20 protein-coding genes and 1 tRNA gene are annotated in these 18930 nt (G+C 35.0%); 17 read left to right on the top strand and 4 right to left on the bottom strand.

The annotated features are described in order from the left end of the window. Positions 1 to 47 precede the first annotated feature (47 nt). The 7 genes from resB to V1503_RS03045 all read left to right on the top strand — a co-directional run bounded on the left by resB (position 48) and on the right by V1503_RS03045 (position 7186). Positions 48 to 1694: a cytochrome c biogenesis protein ResB gene (gene resB, locus V1503_RS03075; protein WP_410624764.1), complete on the top strand. Its 1647-nt coding sequence runs from the start codon at positions 48 to 50 to the stop codon at positions 1692 to 1694. Then, positions 1678 to 2868 (top strand): c-type cytochrome biogenesis protein CcsB, encoded by a 1191-nt coding sequence (gene ccsB / locus V1503_RS03070; protein ID WP_410624762.1) that lies wholly within the window; start codon positions 1678 to 1680, stop codon positions 2866 to 2868. Before resB ends, ccsB begins: the two co-directional genes overlap by 17 nt. A 21-nt stretch (positions 2869 to 2889) precedes the next feature. Continuing rightward, positions 2890 to 3417, top strand: coding sequence for a thiol-disulfide oxidoreductase ResA (gene resA, locus V1503_RS03065; RefSeq protein ID WP_410624760.1), 528 nt, complete (start codon positions 2890 to 2892; stop codon positions 3415 to 3417). Positions 3418 to 3431: 14 nt separating this feature from the next. Continuing rightward, entirely contained in the window at positions 3432 to 3869 is a 438-nt protein-coding gene (locus V1503_RS03060) for a rhodanese-like domain-containing protein (protein WP_410624758.1), read from the top strand. A gap of 215 nt (positions 3870 to 4084) precedes the next feature. After that, positions 4085 to 5716, top strand: a complete 1632-nt coding sequence (locus tag V1503_RS03055) for a sensor histidine kinase (RefSeq protein ID WP_410624757.1) — start codon at positions 4085 to 4087, stop codon at positions 5714 to 5716. Between the two features lie 4 nt (positions 5717 to 5720). Continuing rightward, positions 5721 to 6377: a response regulator gene (locus V1503_RS03050; RefSeq protein WP_410624755.1), complete on the top strand. Its 657-nt coding sequence runs from the start codon at positions 5721 to 5723 to the stop codon at positions 6375 to 6377. Between the two features lie 140 nt (positions 6378 to 6517). Then, positions 6518 to 7186, top strand: a complete 669-nt coding sequence (locus tag V1503_RS03045) for a plastocyanin/azurin family copper-binding protein (RefSeq protein ID WP_410624753.1) — start codon at positions 6518 to 6520, stop codon at positions 7184 to 7186. A gap of 36 nt (positions 7187 to 7222) precedes the next feature. Here the strand turns inward: V1503_RS03045 and V1503_RS03040 are convergent, their stop codons facing one another. Further along, entirely contained in the window at positions 7223 to 7666 is a 444-nt protein-coding gene (locus V1503_RS03040) for a hypothetical protein (protein ID WP_410624751.1), read from the bottom strand. Positions 7667 to 7777: 111 nt separating this feature from the next. Further along, positions 7778 to 8296 carry a QcrA and Rieske domain-containing protein gene (locus V1503_RS03035; RefSeq protein ID WP_320259092.1) on the bottom strand — a complete coding sequence of 173 codons (519 nt, stop codon included), beginning with the start codon at positions 8294 to 8296 and terminating at the stop codon, positions 7778 to 7780. Positions 8297 to 9123: 827 nt separating this feature from the next. Here V1503_RS03035 and V1503_RS03030 point away from each other — a divergent pair. The 9 genes from V1503_RS03030 (at position 9124) to V1503_RS02990 (ending at position 16487) form a co-directional block, all read left to right on the top strand. Continuing rightward, positions 9124 to 9196, top strand: a tRNA-Val gene (locus V1503_RS03030). Between the two features lie 728 nt (positions 9197 to 9924). Beyond that, a complete protein-coding gene (locus V1503_RS03025; RefSeq protein WP_410624749.1) occupies positions 9925 to 10278 on the top strand; it encodes a hypothetical protein in 354 nt (117 codons plus the stop codon). Between the two features lie 102 nt (positions 10279 to 10380). Next, positions 10381 to 10563: a hypothetical protein gene (locus tag V1503_RS03020; RefSeq protein WP_410624747.1), complete on the top strand. Its 183-nt coding sequence runs from the start codon at positions 10381 to 10383 to the stop codon at positions 10561 to 10563. Positions 10564 to 11551: 988 nt separating this feature from the next. After that, positions 11552 to 11947 carry a hypothetical protein gene (locus tag V1503_RS03015; RefSeq protein WP_214483364.1) on the top strand — a complete coding sequence of 132 codons (396 nt, stop codon included), beginning with the start codon at positions 11552 to 11554 and terminating at the stop codon, positions 11945 to 11947. A 420-nt stretch (positions 11948 to 12367) separates the two neighbouring features. Next, a complete protein-coding gene (locus tag V1503_RS03010) occupies positions 12368 to 13417 on the top strand; it encodes a beta-propeller fold lactonase family protein (protein WP_410624744.1) in 1050 nt (349 codons plus the stop codon). 566 nt (positions 13418 to 13983) lie between these two features. Then, positions 13984 to 14394 (top strand): hypothetical protein, encoded by a 411-nt coding sequence (locus V1503_RS03005; protein ID WP_410624742.1) that lies wholly within the window; start codon positions 13984 to 13986, stop codon positions 14392 to 14394. A 249-nt stretch (positions 14395 to 14643) separates the two neighbouring features. After that, positions 14644 to 15438: a hypothetical protein gene (locus tag V1503_RS03000; protein ID WP_410624740.1), complete on the top strand. Its 795-nt coding sequence runs from the start codon at positions 14644 to 14646 to the stop codon at positions 15436 to 15438. A 409-nt stretch (positions 15439 to 15847) separates the two neighbouring features. After that, positions 15848 to 16090, top strand: a complete 243-nt coding sequence (locus V1503_RS02995) for a YncE family protein (RefSeq protein ID WP_320259085.1) — start codon at positions 15848 to 15850, stop codon at positions 16088 to 16090. Between the two features lie 262 nt (positions 16091 to 16352). After that, positions 16353 to 16487 (top strand): hypothetical protein, encoded by a 135-nt coding sequence (locus V1503_RS02990; RefSeq protein WP_410629372.1) that lies wholly within the window; start codon positions 16353 to 16355, stop codon positions 16485 to 16487. A 422-nt stretch (positions 16488 to 16909) separates the two neighbouring features. Here the strand turns inward: V1503_RS02990 and V1503_RS02985 are convergent, their stop codons facing one another. After that, positions 16910 to 17122: a hypothetical protein gene (locus V1503_RS02985; RefSeq protein ID WP_320259084.1), complete on the bottom strand. Its 213-nt coding sequence runs from the start codon at positions 17120 to 17122 to the stop codon at positions 16910 to 16912. 611 nt (positions 17123 to 17733) lie between these two features. After that, the gene (locus V1503_RS02980) at positions 17734 to 18219 is read right to left on the bottom strand and encodes a hypothetical protein (RefSeq protein ID WP_410624738.1); all 486 of its coding nucleotides are present in this window, start codon (positions 18217 to 18219) and stop codon (positions 17734 to 17736) included. A gap of 145 nt (positions 18220 to 18364) precedes the next feature. Here V1503_RS02980 and V1503_RS02975 point away from each other — a divergent pair, with 145 nt between their 5' ends. Further along, entirely contained in the window at positions 18365 to 18535 is a 171-nt protein-coding gene (locus V1503_RS02975; RefSeq protein WP_410624736.1) for a hypothetical protein, read from the top strand. Positions 18536 to 18930 lie beyond the last annotated feature (395 nt).

The following is an 18930-nucleotide window of genomic DNA, read 5'->3' as shown; positions in this document are numbered from 1 at the left end:
ATTGGTACATTACAATAACGAGCAAGGTAATAAACAGGAGGTTGTTTATGGTAGGAAAGTTATGTGAGTGTGGGGAGCAAAATCAGGTAGGAACAGAGCTTTGTAGTCGATGTGGGAATCCATTAAAAGAGAGCGCAACAAATTTGATTAATATGCGATACGAAGGAACGGCAAGAAGGTCACAAGTCTATAATAAAACACCAATAGACAAAGCATGGCAGTTTTTTTCTTCCGTGAAAGTCGGGGTTTGGTTAATCATACTTTTGCTTCTCGCATCAATAATAGGAACCATTTTCCCTCAAGAAATATACATACCACCTAATATTCCACCTTCAGATTTTTACAAACAAGAGTATGGGGTTTTAGGAGACGTATATTACCAGTTGGGCTTTAATAATCTATACAATTCATGGTGGTACCTACTCTTAATTGGTTTGTTAAGTATTTCTCTTACTGTAGCAAGTATAGATAGAGTAATCCCATTATATAAACAATTAAAAAATCAAAGAGTGACAAAGCATGTGAAGTTTTTAGAAAAGCAAAGATTATTGGGCATTACTTATATAGAAGAAAAGGATGTTGATTATACGCATGTTCTAGAACGTTTACAATCATCACGTTATACAGTTAGAAAAGATGGGGATAATTTTCTTGCAGAAAAAGGTAGGTTTTCTCGTTGGGGTCCGTATGTTAATCATATAGGATTAATCATCGTATTATTTGGGGGGATGCTTCGTTTTGTCCCTGGCTTTTATTTAGATGAAGTAGTTTGGCTGCGTGATGGCGAAACAAAAGAAGTGCCTGGAACAAATGGAGAGTATTATATCAAAAATGAGAAATTTATTCTTGAATTTTATGATGAGAATGATCCGAAATATAAAGAAGCGATAAACAATGCAGGAGGAGTAGTTCCAAAAAACTATCAAACGAATGCTATTTTGTTCAAGAATACTGGTTCAAGTATACCAGGTGTGGAACCCGATTTAGAGGAAATTAAGCGTGAACAAATTCGAGTTAATTATCCTCTTGAAATAGATAACTATGCACTATACCAAGTAAGCTATAAGCAAAATGAGTTTGAAAGCTTTGACTTTGCCGTAACTGATAAAGCATCTGGAGAATCCTTTGGAAAATTTACTGTTGACTTAGTAAACCCAATAACTAAGTATCAGATTAATGAAACAATAGCTGTAGAGATTATGAGTTATTTACCTGATTATGAGCTTGGTGAAAATGGCCCAATCACAAAATCAAAGGTCCCGAATAATCCTGCTTTTGCTTTTAATGTTATTGGTCCAAATTCATCCGAAGATGAGGTAAGTTTCCTATCCATTGGTCAAAACCTTGAACCGTTAGGTGAAAATAATTATAAAATTGAACTTGCGGGGGTTAAGACCAGAAATGTTACCGCACTTACAATCCGTAAAGATTTAACATTAGGTATTATTGGCTTAGGTGGATTTATTTTTATGGTTGGACTTGTTCAAGGTAGTTATTGGCAGCATCGAAGAATATGGCTTCAGCGATTCGGTGATGAATTATGGGTTGCTGGTCATACGAATAAAGGGTGGTTTAGCTTTCAAAAAGAGCTACAAAAAACACTTCATAATACATGTATTTCAGTTCCAATAGATCAGCTAGAAAAAAGGACAAGAGGGAAGAACGGGGAGGAAGAGAATGTTTCAGCTAAGTAGTCAATTATTAGGAATCTCGTTTTTTATATTCTTTATCGCAACCATTTTATTTTCTGCATCTTTTAAAACGCATAAAAATAAGGATACAAAATTATCAAAAATAGAAAAAATCGCATTTATATTGACTATTGTTGGTTTCATATTTCAGGTTTCATATTTTGTCTTGAGGTGGATCGCCTCTGGGTATGCTCCTGTCAGTAACATGTTTGAGTATATGACGTTTTTTGGGATAACGATAGTTTTAGCATTCATTATTATATATCTAGTATATAAAACAAGTATATTAGGTGTTTTTGCTTTACCTATTGCTATGATCATCATCGCTTATGCCAGTGTTTTTCCTGATAACATGCAACCGCTTGTACCAGCCTTGCAAAGCTACTGGTTAAAAATACATGTGACAACTGCTGCGTTAGGTGAAGGTGTTTTAGCGATTAGTTTCGTGGCAGGTTTGATTTTTCTAATAAAAGCAGTTAATCAACATAAGACGACAAAAGAAACAGTATTCTTAGAGCTAGTCATGTATGCTTTACTAAGTACAATTGGTTTCGCTGGTGTTACTTTAATATTTAATACAATGAACTATGAAACTAACTATAGTTGGGTCAGCGAAACAGATGTAGAAACAACGATTACATACACGATGCCAGCGATCGTAGGCCCTCCAAACGGAACCCTTGAAGAATCTAACAATTCATATGGTGCTTTAGTTGATGCTCCTTATTGGATGAATGGGGTGAATGCACCAAGAAAGTTGAATTCCTTATTGTGGGCGTTATTAAGTGGATTGAGTCTATATATTATAACAAGATTAATATTAAGAAAAAGAATAGGTGCTTTCATTCAACCAAAGCTTAAGAATGTCCGTGCTGACCTTCTGGATGAAATAGGATACCGTTCTGTATTAATAGGATTTCCTATCTTTACGCTAGGTGCATTAATATTTGCGATGATTTGGGCACAAGAAGCATGGACTAGGTTCTGGGGATGGGACCCAAAGGAAGTATGGGCTTTAATTACATGGTTGTTTTATGCAGCATACTTGCACTTAAGATTATCAAAAGGGTGGCAAGGGAAGAAATCGGCTTGGTTAGCAGTTATCGGTTTTATTATCATTATGCTGAATCTAGTTGTAGTAAATCTAGTCATTGCAGGTTTACATTCATATGCATAAATCGGTTAGGAGGTAACTGCGATGAACAAGCGTATAAGGACTATTTTACGAGGGTTAATTTTGTTAGGATTTGTGTTAGCTATAGGGTATGTATTGTACTCCAATTTTTCTAGTGAAAAAGGAGAGATTGCTATTATAGGTAAGAAAGCACCAGATTTTAAATTGGTCACATTGGAAGGAGACTTTGTCCAGCTTAGCGAGTTAGCTGGTAAAGGAGTATTTCTAAACTTCTGGGCTACATATTGTCCACCATGCAAAAAAGAAATGCCTTTTATAGAAAATTCTTATCAATATTATAAGGACACCGGTGTAGAGGTGCTAGCAGTGGATGTAGGAGAGCCTAAATTAACAGTTCAATCTTTTGTTGATCAATACAATTTAACATTTCCAATTTTATTAGATAAAGATGAACAGGTGCTTAATGCCTACAATATTGGGCCTATTCCAGTAACTTTTTTAATAGACAAAGATGGGATTGTAATAGATAAAATAGTTGGTGAAATGACTCAACAGGATGTTGATAATTACATGAAAAGAATCCAACCTTAAAAAGGAGTGATAGTATGAACCAAAAGGGAATCAGAGTGATCCTGATAGTGCTGTTTGTTTTAGTTATTTTAGGCACTGTTGGGGAATTTTTATTTAATTCTAAAAATGAAAACATTGGGGTAAATTATACAAGCGAACTTTCCTGGAATTCATTATCACAAGACCAGGTAGTTAATGCTATGGAAAAAGACGATGTTATTCTAGTTGACCTGCGTGAAGTAGAGCTTTATCAAAACAATCATATACCAGGATCCATCAATATACCTTTTAACGACATTAGGAATCGTTACACAGAACTAGATGCAAACAAAGAGATTATTTTTATTTGTCACTCTGGACGCATGGGAGCAGACAGCAGTCAGTTTTTGATAGATAAAGGTTATAAACAGGTAGGGAATTTAAATGGTGGTATGAACCAATGGTCTGGTCCTTTGGAAAGTGGACTACAATAGTTATTGGAAGTTTTAATAGATCAGATTACTAATTGTTTTAGCATTATTGATCAGTTATAGTTATAAAAAAAGGCTTTTTGCTTTCTTAATAGTTACGTTTTATATTTTTAGTTGATAGTCTTTAAGTAGGAAGAAAAGAGGACACAAATTAAATGCTTTTTTATTAGTACGAAAAACAACAATATGCGAAAACATCCTAAAAAGGGGAAGGAAAATTGAAGAGCTACTCAAGGTTTAAGATTTCTTTTATAGCTATTACAAGCTCCCTAATCGTAATTTATGAACTAATCCGTCATAAATTTATCATACATCGATTATCCTATTATGCAGATATAGTCATTTCTTCATCTATCTTTATAATGGGAATTGTTTTTATATCCATCTATTTTTTTAATAACCTATCCAAACTTGAGAAAAAGAAATATGAAAAAGAAAAAGAAGCAAAAGCTCTTTATGATAGTAGTATAGATGGTATTTTCCTGTTCAATGAACAAATGCGGTTGGAACATATGAATCAAGGTGCAATAACTATGAGTGGAAGGGATACCATCGAACCTTTACATCTAAACGACTTGATTTGGATTGAAGAAGGTTTAATTGATAATTTCAATAAATTGTATTATGGAAAGCTAATAAAAAGGAATGGCGATGAAATCCCCATAAGTATTTCAGCATCTAAAATATATAGCGATCATTCATTAAGGAATAAAATTGCTTTAACAGTTAGAGACTTATCTTCTCAAAAAGAATTAGAGGCAACAATAATAGCTTTATATACAGAAACAGCTAAAAAACAATACCAATCTGAGAACTTATTTAAGCTATCGAAGATAATTATATCTTTAGGACGTTTAACATCGAATAAACATATTGTATTTCAAAATGCACTAACGATTGTTAATAATTTATTGGGTTGTAATAGTAGCAGTTTACTTATTCTCAATTACAATGATCTATCAAACCCAACTGTAGTATCCACAGGAAAAGTTGATAAAAATTCTATCCTATCTTTGTACCGAGAAAAAGTAGAAGTTACAAAAAATAGTGATTCTTCTTTAATGTTTTTAAAGCTGCAAACTAAAGATAAATCAGAAGTCATTGGATACCTCATATTACAGAATTCCGATACTCCTAATAATGAAGTATTGACTAATGTTCTACATACTTTATCTATTTCCTTGGAGAATGTCTTTCAATATGAAAAAATAAAAGAAATTGCAATTGTTGAAGAGAGAGAACGATTATCCAGAGAGATGCATGATGGATTAGCCCAAGCAATTAGTAGTATGAAAATATTACTTGAATATATTAAAGCTAAAACGTCAGAAGATCATTTAAATAAAGATCAATTTTCCTCAAGTTTATATCAATTGGATGAACTAATTAATTCCACCTATAATGAAATTAGACAGTACTTATTTGAACTTCGCTTATCAAAAGATACCGAATTGTCCTTATTTAAACTAATAGATTTGTATAGAAGAAAATACATGGAACAATTAGGGGTAGATGTTCAGTTTGAACAAATTGGGATTTTGAAAGATGTAAAATATGTAACCCCTCTTGTGAAAATGCATATCCTACGTATTTTACAAGAAGTGTTCAATAATATTAATAAACATGCTCAAGCAACAAGTGTAAAAGTGAGCTTACTTAAAATTAATGAAGAAATCCACATTCAAATCAAAGATAATGGGATAGGTTTTGAAAATCTTGGGGAAATGGATAAAAAGTACGGTTTAAAAACGATTCATGAACGTGCAAAATTAATCCAAGGAAATATAAAAGTTGATTCAAAATTAAACCAAGGTACTTCTGTGGAATTAATTATACCAATAGATAGGTGATTCAATGAAAAAAATAAAAATATTAGTGTGTGATGATTATGAAGTATTAAGAAAAGGACTTGTCCAATTACTACACATACAACCTGAGTTTGAGGTAGTAGGTGAAGCAGGCGATGGGTTGGAAGTCATTTCATTGACACGAAAATTGAATCCTGATGTAATACTGATGGACATTCAAATGCCAGAAAAAAACGGCATAGAAGCCTCGAAACAAATTCGAACATTCAATAGTAATGTAAGAATTATTATGCTAACAATATCCGATGAAGAGCATGATTTGTTTAATGCTATAAAAAATGGTGCAAATGGTTATTTGTTAAAAAACCTCAACATGGAAGAATTATTTTCTTATATTAAATTGGCATACGAAGGATATCCTCCTTTTACCAAAGGGTTGGCTGATAAAATATTACAAGAGTTTTCGATTATTTCAACTAAAGTTGAAGCTTCATCAGAAATTAATAATTTAAGCGACCGAGAAAAGGAAATTTTAGAACTTGTTTCGAAAGGGTATACAAATAAAGATATTGGTAATTTTCTTTATATAAGCCCCCACACCGTGAAAAAACATTTGCAAAATGTTCTTGCCAAATTACATGTTACTAATCGAACTCAAGCAGTTGCTAAAGCAGCTCAAGCAGGAATACTAAAGGATATATAGGCTAAATGACCTAAAAAAAGGAGTAGTAATAATACTCCTTTTTTTTAGTTTGTTATCCATATGGTTAACAGACTATTAATTCAATTCAAATTATAATAATAATGTGAAAAAAATATAATTTCGATGAAAGAGGGTAGAAAATGAAGCAAAATAAAAATCTTATTCATTACATTATTTCGAGTTTCATAATTGTAGTGTTTCTAGTAGGGTGTTCAACAGTACAAGATAAAGAGGTTTCTGTTGAAAAGGACGTGGAAATTTCTAATGAAAAAGTCAGTGAAACTAGTAGTCAACAAGAATCTAGTGAAATTGAGAATGCGGAAAACACTGAGGATATAGAAGACACTGAGGTTACAGAAAACACCGATGATGCAGAAAGTGCTGATAAAACTGAAACTGCGTCATCTGATGAAGCTGTTAGTAACGACAAAGTAATAGAAATTTCAGCATTTGAAATGGGATTTAATCCTGAAAAGATTACTTTAACAAAAGACACAGAATATGAATTTATTTTAATAAATGAAGGTAAGGTTTTCCATGATTTAAATGCTTACGATATGGACATTGAAATAACTTATATGGATGAAATGGATGCACACCCTGATGAAGTGTCTTTCATCGATAAAATATTTGGTGTTAAGGTAGTGTCAGCTGATGGTGAAAATGAAGCAATTCATATGAATGTAGATGTTGAGCAAAGCAGTAGAATCCAATTTATACCTTTAAAAGAGGGAGAATTTAAAATCTATTGTAGTGTTCCCGGGCATGAACAAGCAGGAATGGTTGGGACTATTATTGTGGAAAAATAGAAATCGGTCTCATTGAAAAGTGAGGATTGATTGTAGTCAACTCCCACTTTTCAATTTTTTTAGTATAAATCTGCTAATGGTGAAGGTTAGAGGGAAAAGAACAAGTAATTGAATAACTGGTAAAAGTCCAATGTTCGTATTTAATACTAACGGCATATATTCTGAATAAGACCATCTTTTAGTATACAGTGCTGAACTTTCAAAATAAAAACTTAAAGCTAACGCATATAAGAAAATGATTATATAAGTGACTTTGTTCAATTTATTTAATATCCATTTATCATTTCCATGAATAAAGGTTAGTAAAAGAAATAAAAGAATTGTCATATTAACGTCTCCAAATATTGCTTGCCACATGAGTGGCTCAACAATTGACATCGAAGACATATTATAAAAAATCCCACACTGTAGGAATTCCCAAGCCGAATGAAGGATTAACGATACAACAATAATTATAATTAATTTCTTTAGAATTTCCATAACTTCACCTACGACAATTAGTTGTTGGTTTTTAAAGGCTCTTTTCATAAATTACTGGAAATGGGAACTAAGTTGAGTTTTACTAGATTAACCAAACATCCTTTTGAAAACTTAAGTACGTTCTGTGCTACTTAGTACTGGTATATATACTTCATTGTTTTGTATAATGGGTTGAAAGATGTCAAGAGGACGTGGAGGTGGACCGCCAATATTTATACCGAATTCATCGTATTCTCCGCCGTGACAAGGACAATAAAATGTTAGTTCCTTACTACTTTCACTTTTTTCATCATCGCTAACCTCACCAGCAATACAGCCCAAATGAGTACATACAGGAGACATAATTAATAGGTTATTCGCATTCTCAGGATCAACATTTACATACACAAATCCTTCTCTTTTTTGTTCGACCCATGCATCTTTAATAGTTGTTGAGTAATTTATTTTTTTAGGAAAAGGACCTTTTTTTATATCATCTAACAAGCCTAATTTTGCTAAAGAACTAGTATCTATTGTTTCCTCATTATTACATGCAGTCAGGCTTATTGGTACAACAGCAAGCGTTAACATACCAAGAGTACCTTTAGTACCGTTTTTTAAAAACGTTCTCCTATTCCATTTCTCCATCATATTTTAACCTCCTTATTATAGTTTATAATAGCGTAAATTTATGAAGATTTTATGTATTTTGATAAGGAAGAAACCTTTGGACTTGATTTATTCTTTTTCTTCATTTTGTATTATTTTTCTAATAAGGTAAGCAAGAAGAACATGTTTTCTTTGTATGAGATTCATTTAACGTATTGAGTTTTTGTGAAAATAAGTTATAAAAGCATTGTTCTTAATAAAGGCTATATAATTTGATTTAGTATTATCTGCAATAAGTGAAAATGTTTTTCTTACATTGATATGCTGTTTTAGTTTGTACTTCTACACGAAGCAAAATCCTTCATTTTCATCTATGTAAGGTCAAATCGTCCATAGTCCACATCATCACAACCAAATAAATACATACCTTTGTAGACATAAATAGAGCTTCAACCTGATATCAGTCATGTTTTTCATCGACGTAAGGGTAGTCATTTTTTGATAAATGGTATTATGGAACTTAAGGTTACATCTAGCCCTTATTTTCTGTAAGATCAGAGAACATATTTTCGTAACAATAGGGAGTCAACTTTTCATAAAGGAGTCCCACACACGATCAAATTAAAATAAAAAGGTTTTTATCCAAAAATTTTATATTTTTGTCACCAAATAATCATAGTAAGAAAGGATTTAATATATTGAACATAGTTTTTCAAAAGAAATGAACTCTCCAAGGATAGTTGTGTATGTAAGTTACTTAATTCGAAAACCAACAATTAATAAGAGGTCGTTGAGTTGAAGTCATGAAAAGATATTGACATTTCAAATATATCAAGCTATTATATTAATTATTCACGACAATATATTGTGATTCCGTAGCTCAGCTGGGAGAGCGCTACCTTGACAGGGTAGAGGTCGCTGGTTCGAGACCAGTCGGAATCATCCTAACGCTAGGATCCTTGATAACTCAAAGGTTCTAGCGTTTTTTATTTCCATTGACTTGTGCTTTGGCTTAGTCGCAGGGTTACGCTCCCATTAACCCGCAAGGTAGCGGTGCTGTAGAGGTATTTATCCATCATATTCGTTTAGTTAATTTACTTAAAGGAGACGAATATTAAGGCAACATAACGACGTGGTAAAGCTACTAAAAACGCAAGAGTAATCGGGCAAAAGAAATCTATCAACGATTTAGAAGAATTGTTTTCACGATTAAAAGTGATTAAAATAGCCGAAGGCCGTGCGGAGAAAACTCTAAAATAGTACGATCACAACTAGGGTTTTTTTTTTTGATTATTTAGATCGCAACGGAATTGATCGAAATATAAAGTGTATTACGGAAGATACCATTAGAGACTATATTGTATTTATGCGTGAAAGACTAGTGAAATTTGAAGATCATAAATATAAAGCCAGTAAAGGCAGGGAAGTCGGATTATCTCCAGTGACTATTAATACGCGTCTTAAAATGGTCGTCCTCAACGAAGATAATTTTGTCTGAGAGCGATTGGTCAATATTAGTTAAAGGAGGCGGTCAGTGCGCGAGTTAACGCTATCTCAAAGGACTGCTTGAAACAACAGTGTTAGATATACATCTTTCAGTGATAGTAAAGTTATAATTTATCACACAAATTTCTCCTGTACTTCCATTAGTACATGTTAGAGTTATTTGAGTGACGTTTCTATATGAGATGCATATAACATCTCCTTCAATACAAGGACCTAAAGGAAAATCCATCCCGTTTGAGGTTACTACTATCAGTATTTCACACGTTGTAGTAGGTTCTATGTTAATTGTACCGTTTACAGATCCTATAGTATTTCCATTAAAAAAGGAAAATGTTGGACTACCGCACTCTCGTTCAATTCTCCCTGAGCATTGGTCGGTAATTACTGGACAATCACAACAAGCAGTTTGTTCTTTGGCTGTAGATACAGTACTACCGCAACATGATGATTTTGAAACATACGCGCTCATTATTCTACCTCATTTCATAGTTTGTTTGCGGTATTGTATGGTTAATTAATTCGTTTTGATTAGACGGTTGAGTAAATATTTTGGTGTTTTACAGCTAATCGCATTCAGCGTGGTTGGCTTTTTTAGATTCCGAAAAAGGAGTCAATCTAACATGGCGCAAACACAGCGCGAAGTTGGCGAATTCACAGTGAAATTAAACGTTGAGGTGTCTGATGTTATTGCTGGGTTAAGGGCTATTCAACGTGAAGCAAAGAAAGCAACGCAGGCACTTCGGGAGTTGGAGAGTATTTGCTTATCGTTAATACGGTCAGCTTTTTATATTGTGAAAGGTTAACGCAAGCAGGGTGCGAGGATTAAAGTTGGTAGTGAGCCGGAGCGATACACGTTTAATCCTAGCGTGTTTTATCATCAGAATAAGAAGCCGGACGATACATTACTCACCATGTTTTAACGTGAAGAAATGGCGTTGATTCTCAATTAGAATAACGTAAATTATAATGACTGTGACCTTATTCACACAAATCAGCCAAAAGTGTGATCTTATTCGCACAACCAAAAACGGGGTTCACACATAGAGCGACAAGGGATGTAGCGATTAGGAGCGGAAATATATCTTAATCTTTGTCTACCGACTAAGATTGCGCCTCATTCGTTTCTCTCATTCGTCGCTGTCCTCTTTATCGCTGGTTATTAAATTATCGGCGAGGAAAGGTATTAATGGACAGTGATGACTTGAGCAAGGCGAAAAGCGGCACAATGGTTTTGAACTTATTAAATCGGTATGTATTCGCAAAGTATTACGGAAAGGAGGGCGTTAAGTATGGTACGGAATTTAACAAAAGCACAAATAACGGCAATTACGATATTAGCAATGCCGAAAAGAAACGGAATGAAGTACGCTGAAATAGCCGAAGAGGTAGGCGTTACAGAACGTACATAACAAAGGATGGCGTAAGCTCGATCACTTTAATGAAGAATTACATCGTCAGATTATGCGCAATACAGTCGATAGATTACCGGAAGTAATGGAGTCGATATACCCGATCACATAATCAAGGATAGTAATGCTGCGATGTTTAGGACGTTGTTTCAGGTGCATAGTAGTTAACGGAGAAGGTCGAAATCGATTCGATAGATAAAGAGGAAGGCGTTAGTATGTCGGATGTGAAAGTGAAGATCGAACGGTTTAAGCAAACGGTAGACACTGACGAATAGATAGCGGAATTGTAGGGTGAACTTGATGTCGGTTGAGGTCGTACGTCCAATCAGGGTAAAAATACGAGCATATTATATCGTAAATCTGTGATTATGGAAGTTTAGCGATGTCTCAGTATAAGAAAGTAAGTACGTGTTGTGGAAGTACAATCGTAAAGGATGAAAAAGCGTGCGATTGTCCTTGTCTATTGTTTACTGGTGATATTACTTCAAATTTCTCGGTAGATAGCGTCAATACAACATCGGAATTATATAATGGAAAAGCAATTGGAATTGTAGGTACGGTGCTATTAACTTTAGCAACATTAAACTTGAATGATGTAGTCGTATTTAACTTTTTTTCAAATGGTACATTAAACAAGTCTATAACTTTAAATGCCAATCAATTTAACAAATTTTTCACATGCGATAATGTAACTAGAATTGAAGTAGTGTTTGTGGCTGGTACGGACCCTGTAGAAGGGTTAATGCGTTGGGGAGCAGTGAATGAGCCTTGTAAGTAAATAAGTCTACAAGCCGAACCTGACGCGCGGTACCTCGAACACTTTCACCTTAAAACGGAAGGTTAATTGTATGCACTATTTTAGCGAGTAAAGGGAGTTCGACAAGCTAGAAACGCGGTCATATCAACGATGTATAAAATAGTGTATATCTGATAAATTTACATGCGTTAGGAACGCTGTCATATCAACGCATGTGATCGTATGTTGGTTCCTATAGTTGCTATTATGTAAACTAGAAACGAATGACGTATACAGCGACATACACAAATCGGAGTGTGGTCGCAAGGGGAAAACGACTGACCCCAAAGCCACCTTAGCGAATAGCCTTCATCTGATCGAAAAACAGTGCGGATTCAAAAAATCACTTTGACTTTAACTCGCATACATTGGTAAAAACGATTGTAAGGAGGTCGGTACGATATGGTACTGGCTTATGTAATGAATGCTAGTTCCTTTAACGTTTCCGTTATTGATACGAAAACACACTCCGTAATTGCTACCGTTTTGGTGGGACCGGGCCCAGATAATATCGCAATTTCACCTGACGGGAAACTAGCTTATGTTACTTTCAGTGGATTAGGGGTTAGTGGCGTGTCAGTTATTGATACGAAAACACACTCGGTTATTGCAACTATTCAAGTAGGAGTTTCGCCCGTAGGTATCGCTTTTACTCCGGATAGTAAGCTTGCTTATATAGTAATCGAAGGTGATGCAAGTGTGTCAGTGGTTAGCACGAAAACTCATACTGTCATTGATACTGTTGATATAGGAGGACAACTTGAATCTATAGCAATCAGCCCTGATGGGAAATTAGTTTACGTATGTGATCGTGAAGACGTTGGTGGTGTTTCTTCTGTAGCTGCTATAGATGTTAAGACTCATAGTATGATAGCGACAATCAATGTTAGTGAAGATCCAAGAGCCATTTCTTTTACACCTGATGGGAAACTAGCTTATGTAGTATGCCAAGATGATGAAAATGTGTCAGTTATCGATACAAAGACACACTCAGTTATTTCAACTGTTGGAGTGGAAGAAGATCCGATTAATATTAGATTTACTCCGGACGGGAAACTCGCATATGTCGTAAATGAAGGCGATAATTCAACAAGTGGCTCTGTCACAGTAATCGACGTGAAAACGCACTCCGTTGTCGCTACACTACCGGTAGCTAATCCGGGCGACAGTCCAAGTAATATAGCGATATCACCTGACGGGAAACTTGCTTATGTAGATGCTCGTGACGGAAATACGATTACTGCCATCGATGTAAAAACACAATCGATTATAGCTACAGTTCAAATAGATGATAACCTCCGTTTCGTAGAGTTCAGTCCGGAGGGAAAGTTAGCTTATGTTGGTAATGAAGGTGATGCAACGGTAGGTGTTATTGATGTAAAAACGCATTCAGTAATCGCAACCGTTGATGTTGGAACAAGTCCTGAGGCGATTGCATTTACACCGGATTAATATAATCTAACCTAAACTAAATTCACGCTCGCTCATCAACCGGCGAGCTTTTTCGCGTGAACTAACACGGAAAGGAGGACGATCTTACGGCGTAGGAAAATGGCGAATGGCTAGATTATGATGAGCGCCAGCACAAAATTGAAGAAATAAACGAAATTATCACGTTAATTGACGCTGAGTATAATTCAGCCGAAGATATGCCGGTCGAAATTGTGCAAGACTACTTCGAACTAATCGAAAAGCTAGAGCGTTTTAACCGAATTCACCGTGGCGAACGCGACTTGCTTTACTTTGCATACGAATATTTCCGCGAAAACTTGAACCCGGAAAACTCCGATAACTGGATTCCGAGACAGTAACAAAACGTTGAGTGTGTGGGATATTAAAGAGAAGATCAAGCGGTTTAAGGGCGGTAAAGAGGAGATGAATAGAGTTTTCGCTTATCGATAGAATAGTAGACAGGACATATGGAAATGTAAGTGTAGTTGTTTCGTTTTTGCGTCCAATCACGGTTATAAATACCGGCATAATATACCGTATTAAACTGTGATAGCGGAGGTCGAACGATGAGTCAATATAAAAAAGTGAGTACCTGTTGCGGGAGTACAATCAAGGAAGGAAAAACGTGTGATTGTCCGTGTCAATTGCTCGCGGATGTTATAAGTGCTCAAAATAACGGTTTAAATAGTACGAATAATAATATAGCAGAAGTATACAACGGTAGAGCAGTTGGAATACGTGGTAAGGCAGAGTTAAAAGATGGCATAACAACTCCTACTGGGATGGGTGAAGTTGTTATTAATTTTACTTCAAATGGTATTATACAGCCTATAACCTTAAAATTAAATGGTGTAGGCAGTATCTCTAGTAAAATTTTTTCATTCCTAAATGTAACCAAAATAGAAGTGATAGTTATGAGTGGAGTGGACCTAAATGTACTTGTATCTCTCGATGGAATGACAGAGCTATGTAGTTAAGCCTGCAAGCCCAACCTTTTCGCCTTGAATCAGAAGGTTAATTGTATGCAGGATAATGTAGTAAAGCGTAGGTAGATCAAGCGGTTTAAGGGCGGTAAAGAGGAGGATGAATAGGGTTATCGCTTATCGATAGAATAGTAGACAGGACATAAGCAAATGTAAGTGTAGTTATTTCGGTTTTACGTCCAATCACGGTAATAAATATTGGCATAATATACTTTATTAATCTGTGATTGTGGAGGAATAACAATGGGTCAATACAAGAAAGTAAGTACATGTTGCGGGAGTGCTACTGGTAAGGAAAAAACGTGTGATTGTCCGTGTTTATTGATTGTAGATAATATAATTACTTTAAACAGGAATATGAATGATACAACTAATAATACGGCTGAAGTATACAACGGTAGGCCAGTTGGATTGCAAGGTGAGGTCGAATTAACGTCGGAATCGGGAGTACCTATGGGTGTCGGGATTGTAATAATTAATTTTACATCAAACGGTATTGTACAGCCTATAACATTAGATCTATCTTCTAGAAACACTAACAAAATATTTTCGTTGTTAAATGTAACTAAAATAGAAGTGAATGTTATGACTGGTGAGAATCTGGATGTGTGTGTAACTTGTGATGGAATGACAGAACCGTGTAAAAGGGGCAGTATAGGCTATAGTGCAGTTGAAAAAGTAACGCAATGCGATTGTCCGTGTCAGCTACTTGCCGACGATATAGGTACCACAAATACTGGCTTAAATAGTGTGACTAATAATTTGGTGGAAGTATACAACGGCAGAGCAGTTGGATTTCATGGTGAGGTCGTTTTAAGAGAAGATCTAACAGACCTAGTGGGTGTAGCAGAGGTAATTATTAATTTTACTTCAAATGGTGTTATACAGCCTATAACTTTAAATTTAAACGAGGTTGACACTACCGCTCACAAAATGTTTTCATTTTTAAATGTAACTAAAATAGACATAATGGTTTTGAGTGGGGAAAATTTAGCTGTAGATATAGATATTGATGGAATGACAGAACCGTGTAGTTAGGTCTGCAAGCCGAGCCCGACGCGTGGTACATCTACACTTTTAACTTAAAAAAGAAGGTTAATCGTATGCACTATTTTAGCGTAGTAATGGACGACCGATACGCCACAAATGTCTTCAAATCAACGATGTATAAAATCGTGTATAATTGATATATTTTCGTGCGTTAGAAACACTATCATATCAACGGTTATGAGCGCGTATTGGTTCCTATAGCTCCTATTATACAAATTAAAAGCGAATGACGTATACAGCGATATACACGAATTGGAGTGAGGCTGCAAAGGGAAAACGACTGACTCCCAAGCCCCCCCGACCAAAAGCCTTTATCTGACGAAGAAACTGTGCGTATTCAAAAAATCACTTTGACTTTACTCTCGCATACACTGCTAGAAAGGACATAGGTCGGACGATGGTACGGGCTTACGTTGTTAACGAAACTTCAACCGGTAATGTTTCTGTGATTGATGTGAATACACATTGCGAGATTGCAAGGTTTACAGTTAGTGGTTTACCTACCAATATAGCGGTCACACCGGACGTAAAGCTTGCGTATATTAACGGTGGTTCCGGTACTAATTCGGTAACAGTCATCGATATTAAAACACATTCCGTTATAGCAAGAGTACTGGTCGAAAGTTGCAATTACCCCTGATGGGAAACTCGTTTATGTGTAAGTGAAAACCAAAATAATATTGGCACAGTTCGGTAATAGATGTAAAAACTCACTCAGTTATAAATACAACCCAAGTAGGTAACATAAATAATCGACCTGATAACGTAGCAATTACACCGAATGGTAAATTTGTGTATGTAGTTACTCGAAATGGAAATACCATCACGGTCATTGGTACTAAAACCCATTCAATCATAGCAGTAGTCGGAGTGGATAGCTAACAACGTTTTGTTTCTTTTACATCCGACGGAAAACCTCCTATGTCGGAAATGCTGGTAGTAATAATGTTTCAGTAATTGACGTAAAAACTCATTCGCTAATTGCTACAGTTCCCGTATTTGCTGAACCAACTGCTATCGTATTCACACCGTGTTAATGTAATTTAACATAAAATAAATTCACGCTCGTTCATCAATCGGCGAGCTTTTTCGAGTGAACTAAAACGGAAAGGAGGACGATCTTATGGAGTGGAAAATATCAGCCCCACGGTATAGCACCCGAGGCGCAAATGGCGAAGGAATTCTTTGTCGATGAACTGAAAAAGGCATTAAGAAAAGTTAATTACCCGACACTCACACGTTGATAAAATTCAGCAAAGGTAACGAAAAGATCTTCGAATCGAGGTGGTGTTTCCGTATATTCGAAGCGGAGGAAAAATAATCACGTCCTGTTGCTCGAACAATTTGAACGATTTGGAACGGGTGAGGCTGACGACTTAATTGACGCAGTGGAGCAGGAGGTTTCAATATTCGAAGAAAGTGAGAACGCGGGTAATACAAAAGCCTACATGGTTGTAGCTTATTCGTTAATATGCTGTTTTTCTAATAATCTATCAGCTTTAGCTGATATTTTATAAAGATTTTCACTTATTTCGTTAAGTAGATATATACCTCTAAATAAACAACCAAGAATAATACCAAAGGCGATAATTGCAGCAAAAACTGGGCCAGTAAAAACGATTAAAAGATAACTTAATATAGTAGTTATAATTACTGTAAATACCAAACTCACATTAACTCCCCCCCCTTTCAATCTATAAATTATATCACTAAAAGAAAGGGGGCGGTGCAATGTTCGAAATAGGCAAGCAGTTTCCACTTGCGGGAGACGTTGAACGCTTAGCAAAATATAAGCGAGGTAAATCGTTCTTTGACGGCAAGTAACACGAAGTCTATCAACGTGCATCGGAACTATTAAAAGACACACCTTTTGCGTTTAAAATGGAAAAGATATATATCGCGATTAACGGTAATTATTAATTGTAATTGCAACGGTAAAGAATGTGGAGTAAGCCTTATATTATGTGGTAGTTTTCAAAATTATGAAGTTAAAGAAGAGATATTGTATTAATTTGATAATTCAACAATTGGGCCATATTGTGGAATAACAAGTTTTTTTGATTAATTATTTAGTAGGTTATAACTTGCAGGAACTGGCTTAATTAGCTGACTCAGACTATATAAAAATATATTAAATCCCATTTTTGTTATAGGGGGGGATTTTCAGTGTTCTATACGCAGGATAAGTATTCATCATGGTATTTAGTAATTAGCTAAGATCTTCTGGGTGAAACAATGCTATTAGCTTATAACACTTATTTTGTATTTTGTTTACTAAATAAATTAGTGGCAAAAAACAGTAGCGTTTATTGCCCGAGTTCGAATACTCAAAGTAGTATTTATTAAACTTATGAAGGAGGGATCGCTAAAAAATATACGGTATACATGACACCCTATACCAGGTTGCATATCAGTCCATGTAAGATTAGGAATCAATGCACCAGAATCAAATGGAGGTGGATTTACCGGATTTTCGAAAATTAAATCTTGTGCTGGTCGGATGGTTGCAAGTGTTTTGAAAATTCCATTATTCGTAGAACGTTGAAGTAGATAATTAAATCTGAAAGAAGAAATTGCGTTTAAACCTATTGCTTCAGTGAGTATTTCAACACATGAGTCTACTTTAACTTTGACATCATTTTTCTTAATAAGAACAGGCAATCTTATTATTTCACCAATATTTATATTACCGATGACGGGAATTATTTCTGCTGATTGATTTTCAAAGTAGTTGGGGCATTTATCATCTTTACACTTACAACTCACCACAATAAATCATTCCTTTAAAAAAGTTATTTGATATTAGTAAATGTGGATTGTATAAAAAGGCAACTGATAAATGACCATTAAGTATTAAAAGTTTTAGAAACTCATGAATTAGTGAGGTTACTAAAAAAAGATAGGAGTGATTAAGTTGAGCAAAGCGAAGTATACAGGTGATGTTGGGTGTGAATATATGACTCTCTTAGTGAACGAAGGATCAAAAGAATTTCATAGTGCTTATTTTTCAACAGTTCAAGGTCAAGACGGAAAAGAATACTTTATAAAAGATGAAAATGCCCCATTTAAGATGCAGTCCAATTAAGTACTAACGGTAGGATCACAGAAATTAACGATAAGTTTATGGCTATGGATACAATTAATATTTCTACAAATAGTGGTGATGAACTTAATAATCATACTTTTATTGAGATATCAAACAGTGTATTAAAAACAGAGTCAAACAATGGGAATTTATTTTTAACCAACATATGTAACATATCATTTGTAGAAAAACCATAAATGAAGAATTTGTAAATCTTATATACCTCCCTTTCCGTTCGAGGCATAAGGATAGCTCAGGGAGGTTTGAGGGAATGTGATGAGTCTCCGTACATAATATTTTATTCGGAATTTATGTATAAGTTATGTGCGAATGTACTAGAAGATAAATAATTCTATAGAAAAAAATAGCATTGTGAAAAATGAAAAAATTCCTCC

This window comes from Nanhaiella sioensis (assembly GCF_046557775.1).
Classification (GTDB): Bacteria; Bacillota; Bacilli; order Bacillales; family SM2101; genus Nanhaiella; species Nanhaiella sioensis.
This window is presented reverse-complemented; position numbering and strand designations above follow the sequence as displayed.

What these genes read in the sequence shown, in the direction of transcription:
- V1503_RS03010 (WP_410624744.1), top strand. Translation starts at nt 12,368, where the DNA reads ATGGTACTGGCTTATGTAATGAATGCTAGTTCCTTTAACGTTTCCGTT.
- resB (WP_410624764.1), top strand. Translation starts at nt 48, where the DNA reads ATGGTAGGAAAGTTATGTGAGTGTGGGGAGCAAAATCAGGTAGGAACA.
- ccsB (WP_410624762.1), top strand. Translation starts at nt 1,678, where the DNA reads ATGTTTCAGCTAAGTAGTCAATTATTAGGAATCTCGTTTTTTATATTC.
- V1503_RS03035 (WP_320259092.1), bottom strand. Translation starts at nt 8,296, where the DNA reads ATGATGGAGAAATGGAATAGGAGAACGTTTTTAAAAAACGGTACTAAA.
- V1503_RS03020 (WP_410624747.1), top strand. Translation starts at nt 10,381, where the DNA reads ATGGCGCAAACACAGCGCGAAGTTGGCGAATTCACAGTGAAATTAAAC.
- V1503_RS03045 (WP_410624753.1), top strand. Translation starts at nt 6,518, where the DNA reads ATGAAGCAAAATAAAAATCTTATTCATTACATTATTTCGAGTTTCATA.
- V1503_RS03015 (WP_214483364.1), top strand. Translation starts at nt 11,552, where the DNA reads ATGTCTCAGTATAAGAAAGTAAGTACGTGTTGTGGAAGTACAATCGTA.
- V1503_RS03000 (WP_410624740.1), top strand. Translation starts at nt 14,644, where the DNA reads ATGGGTCAATACAAGAAAGTAAGTACATGTTGCGGGAGTGCTACTGGT.
- V1503_RS02995 (WP_320259085.1), top strand. Translation starts at nt 15,848, where the DNA reads ATGGTACGGGCTTACGTTGTTAACGAAACTTCAACCGGTAATGTTTCT.
- V1503_RS03050 (WP_410624755.1), top strand. Translation starts at nt 5,721, where the DNA reads ATGAAAAAAATAAAAATATTAGTGTGTGATGATTATGAAGTATTAAGA.
- V1503_RS03040 (WP_410624751.1), bottom strand. Translation starts at nt 7,666, where the DNA reads ATGGAAATTCTAAAGAAATTAATTATAATTATTGTTGTATCGTTAATC.
- resA (WP_410624760.1), top strand. Translation starts at nt 2,890, where the DNA reads ATGAACAAGCGTATAAGGACTATTTTACGAGGGTTAATTTTGTTAGGA.
- V1503_RS03060 (WP_410624758.1), top strand. Translation starts at nt 3,432, where the DNA reads ATGAACCAAAAGGGAATCAGAGTGATCCTGATAGTGCTGTTTGTTTTA.
- V1503_RS03005 (WP_410624742.1), top strand. Translation starts at nt 13,984, where the DNA reads ATGAGTCAATATAAAAAAGTGAGTACCTGTTGCGGGAGTACAATCAAG.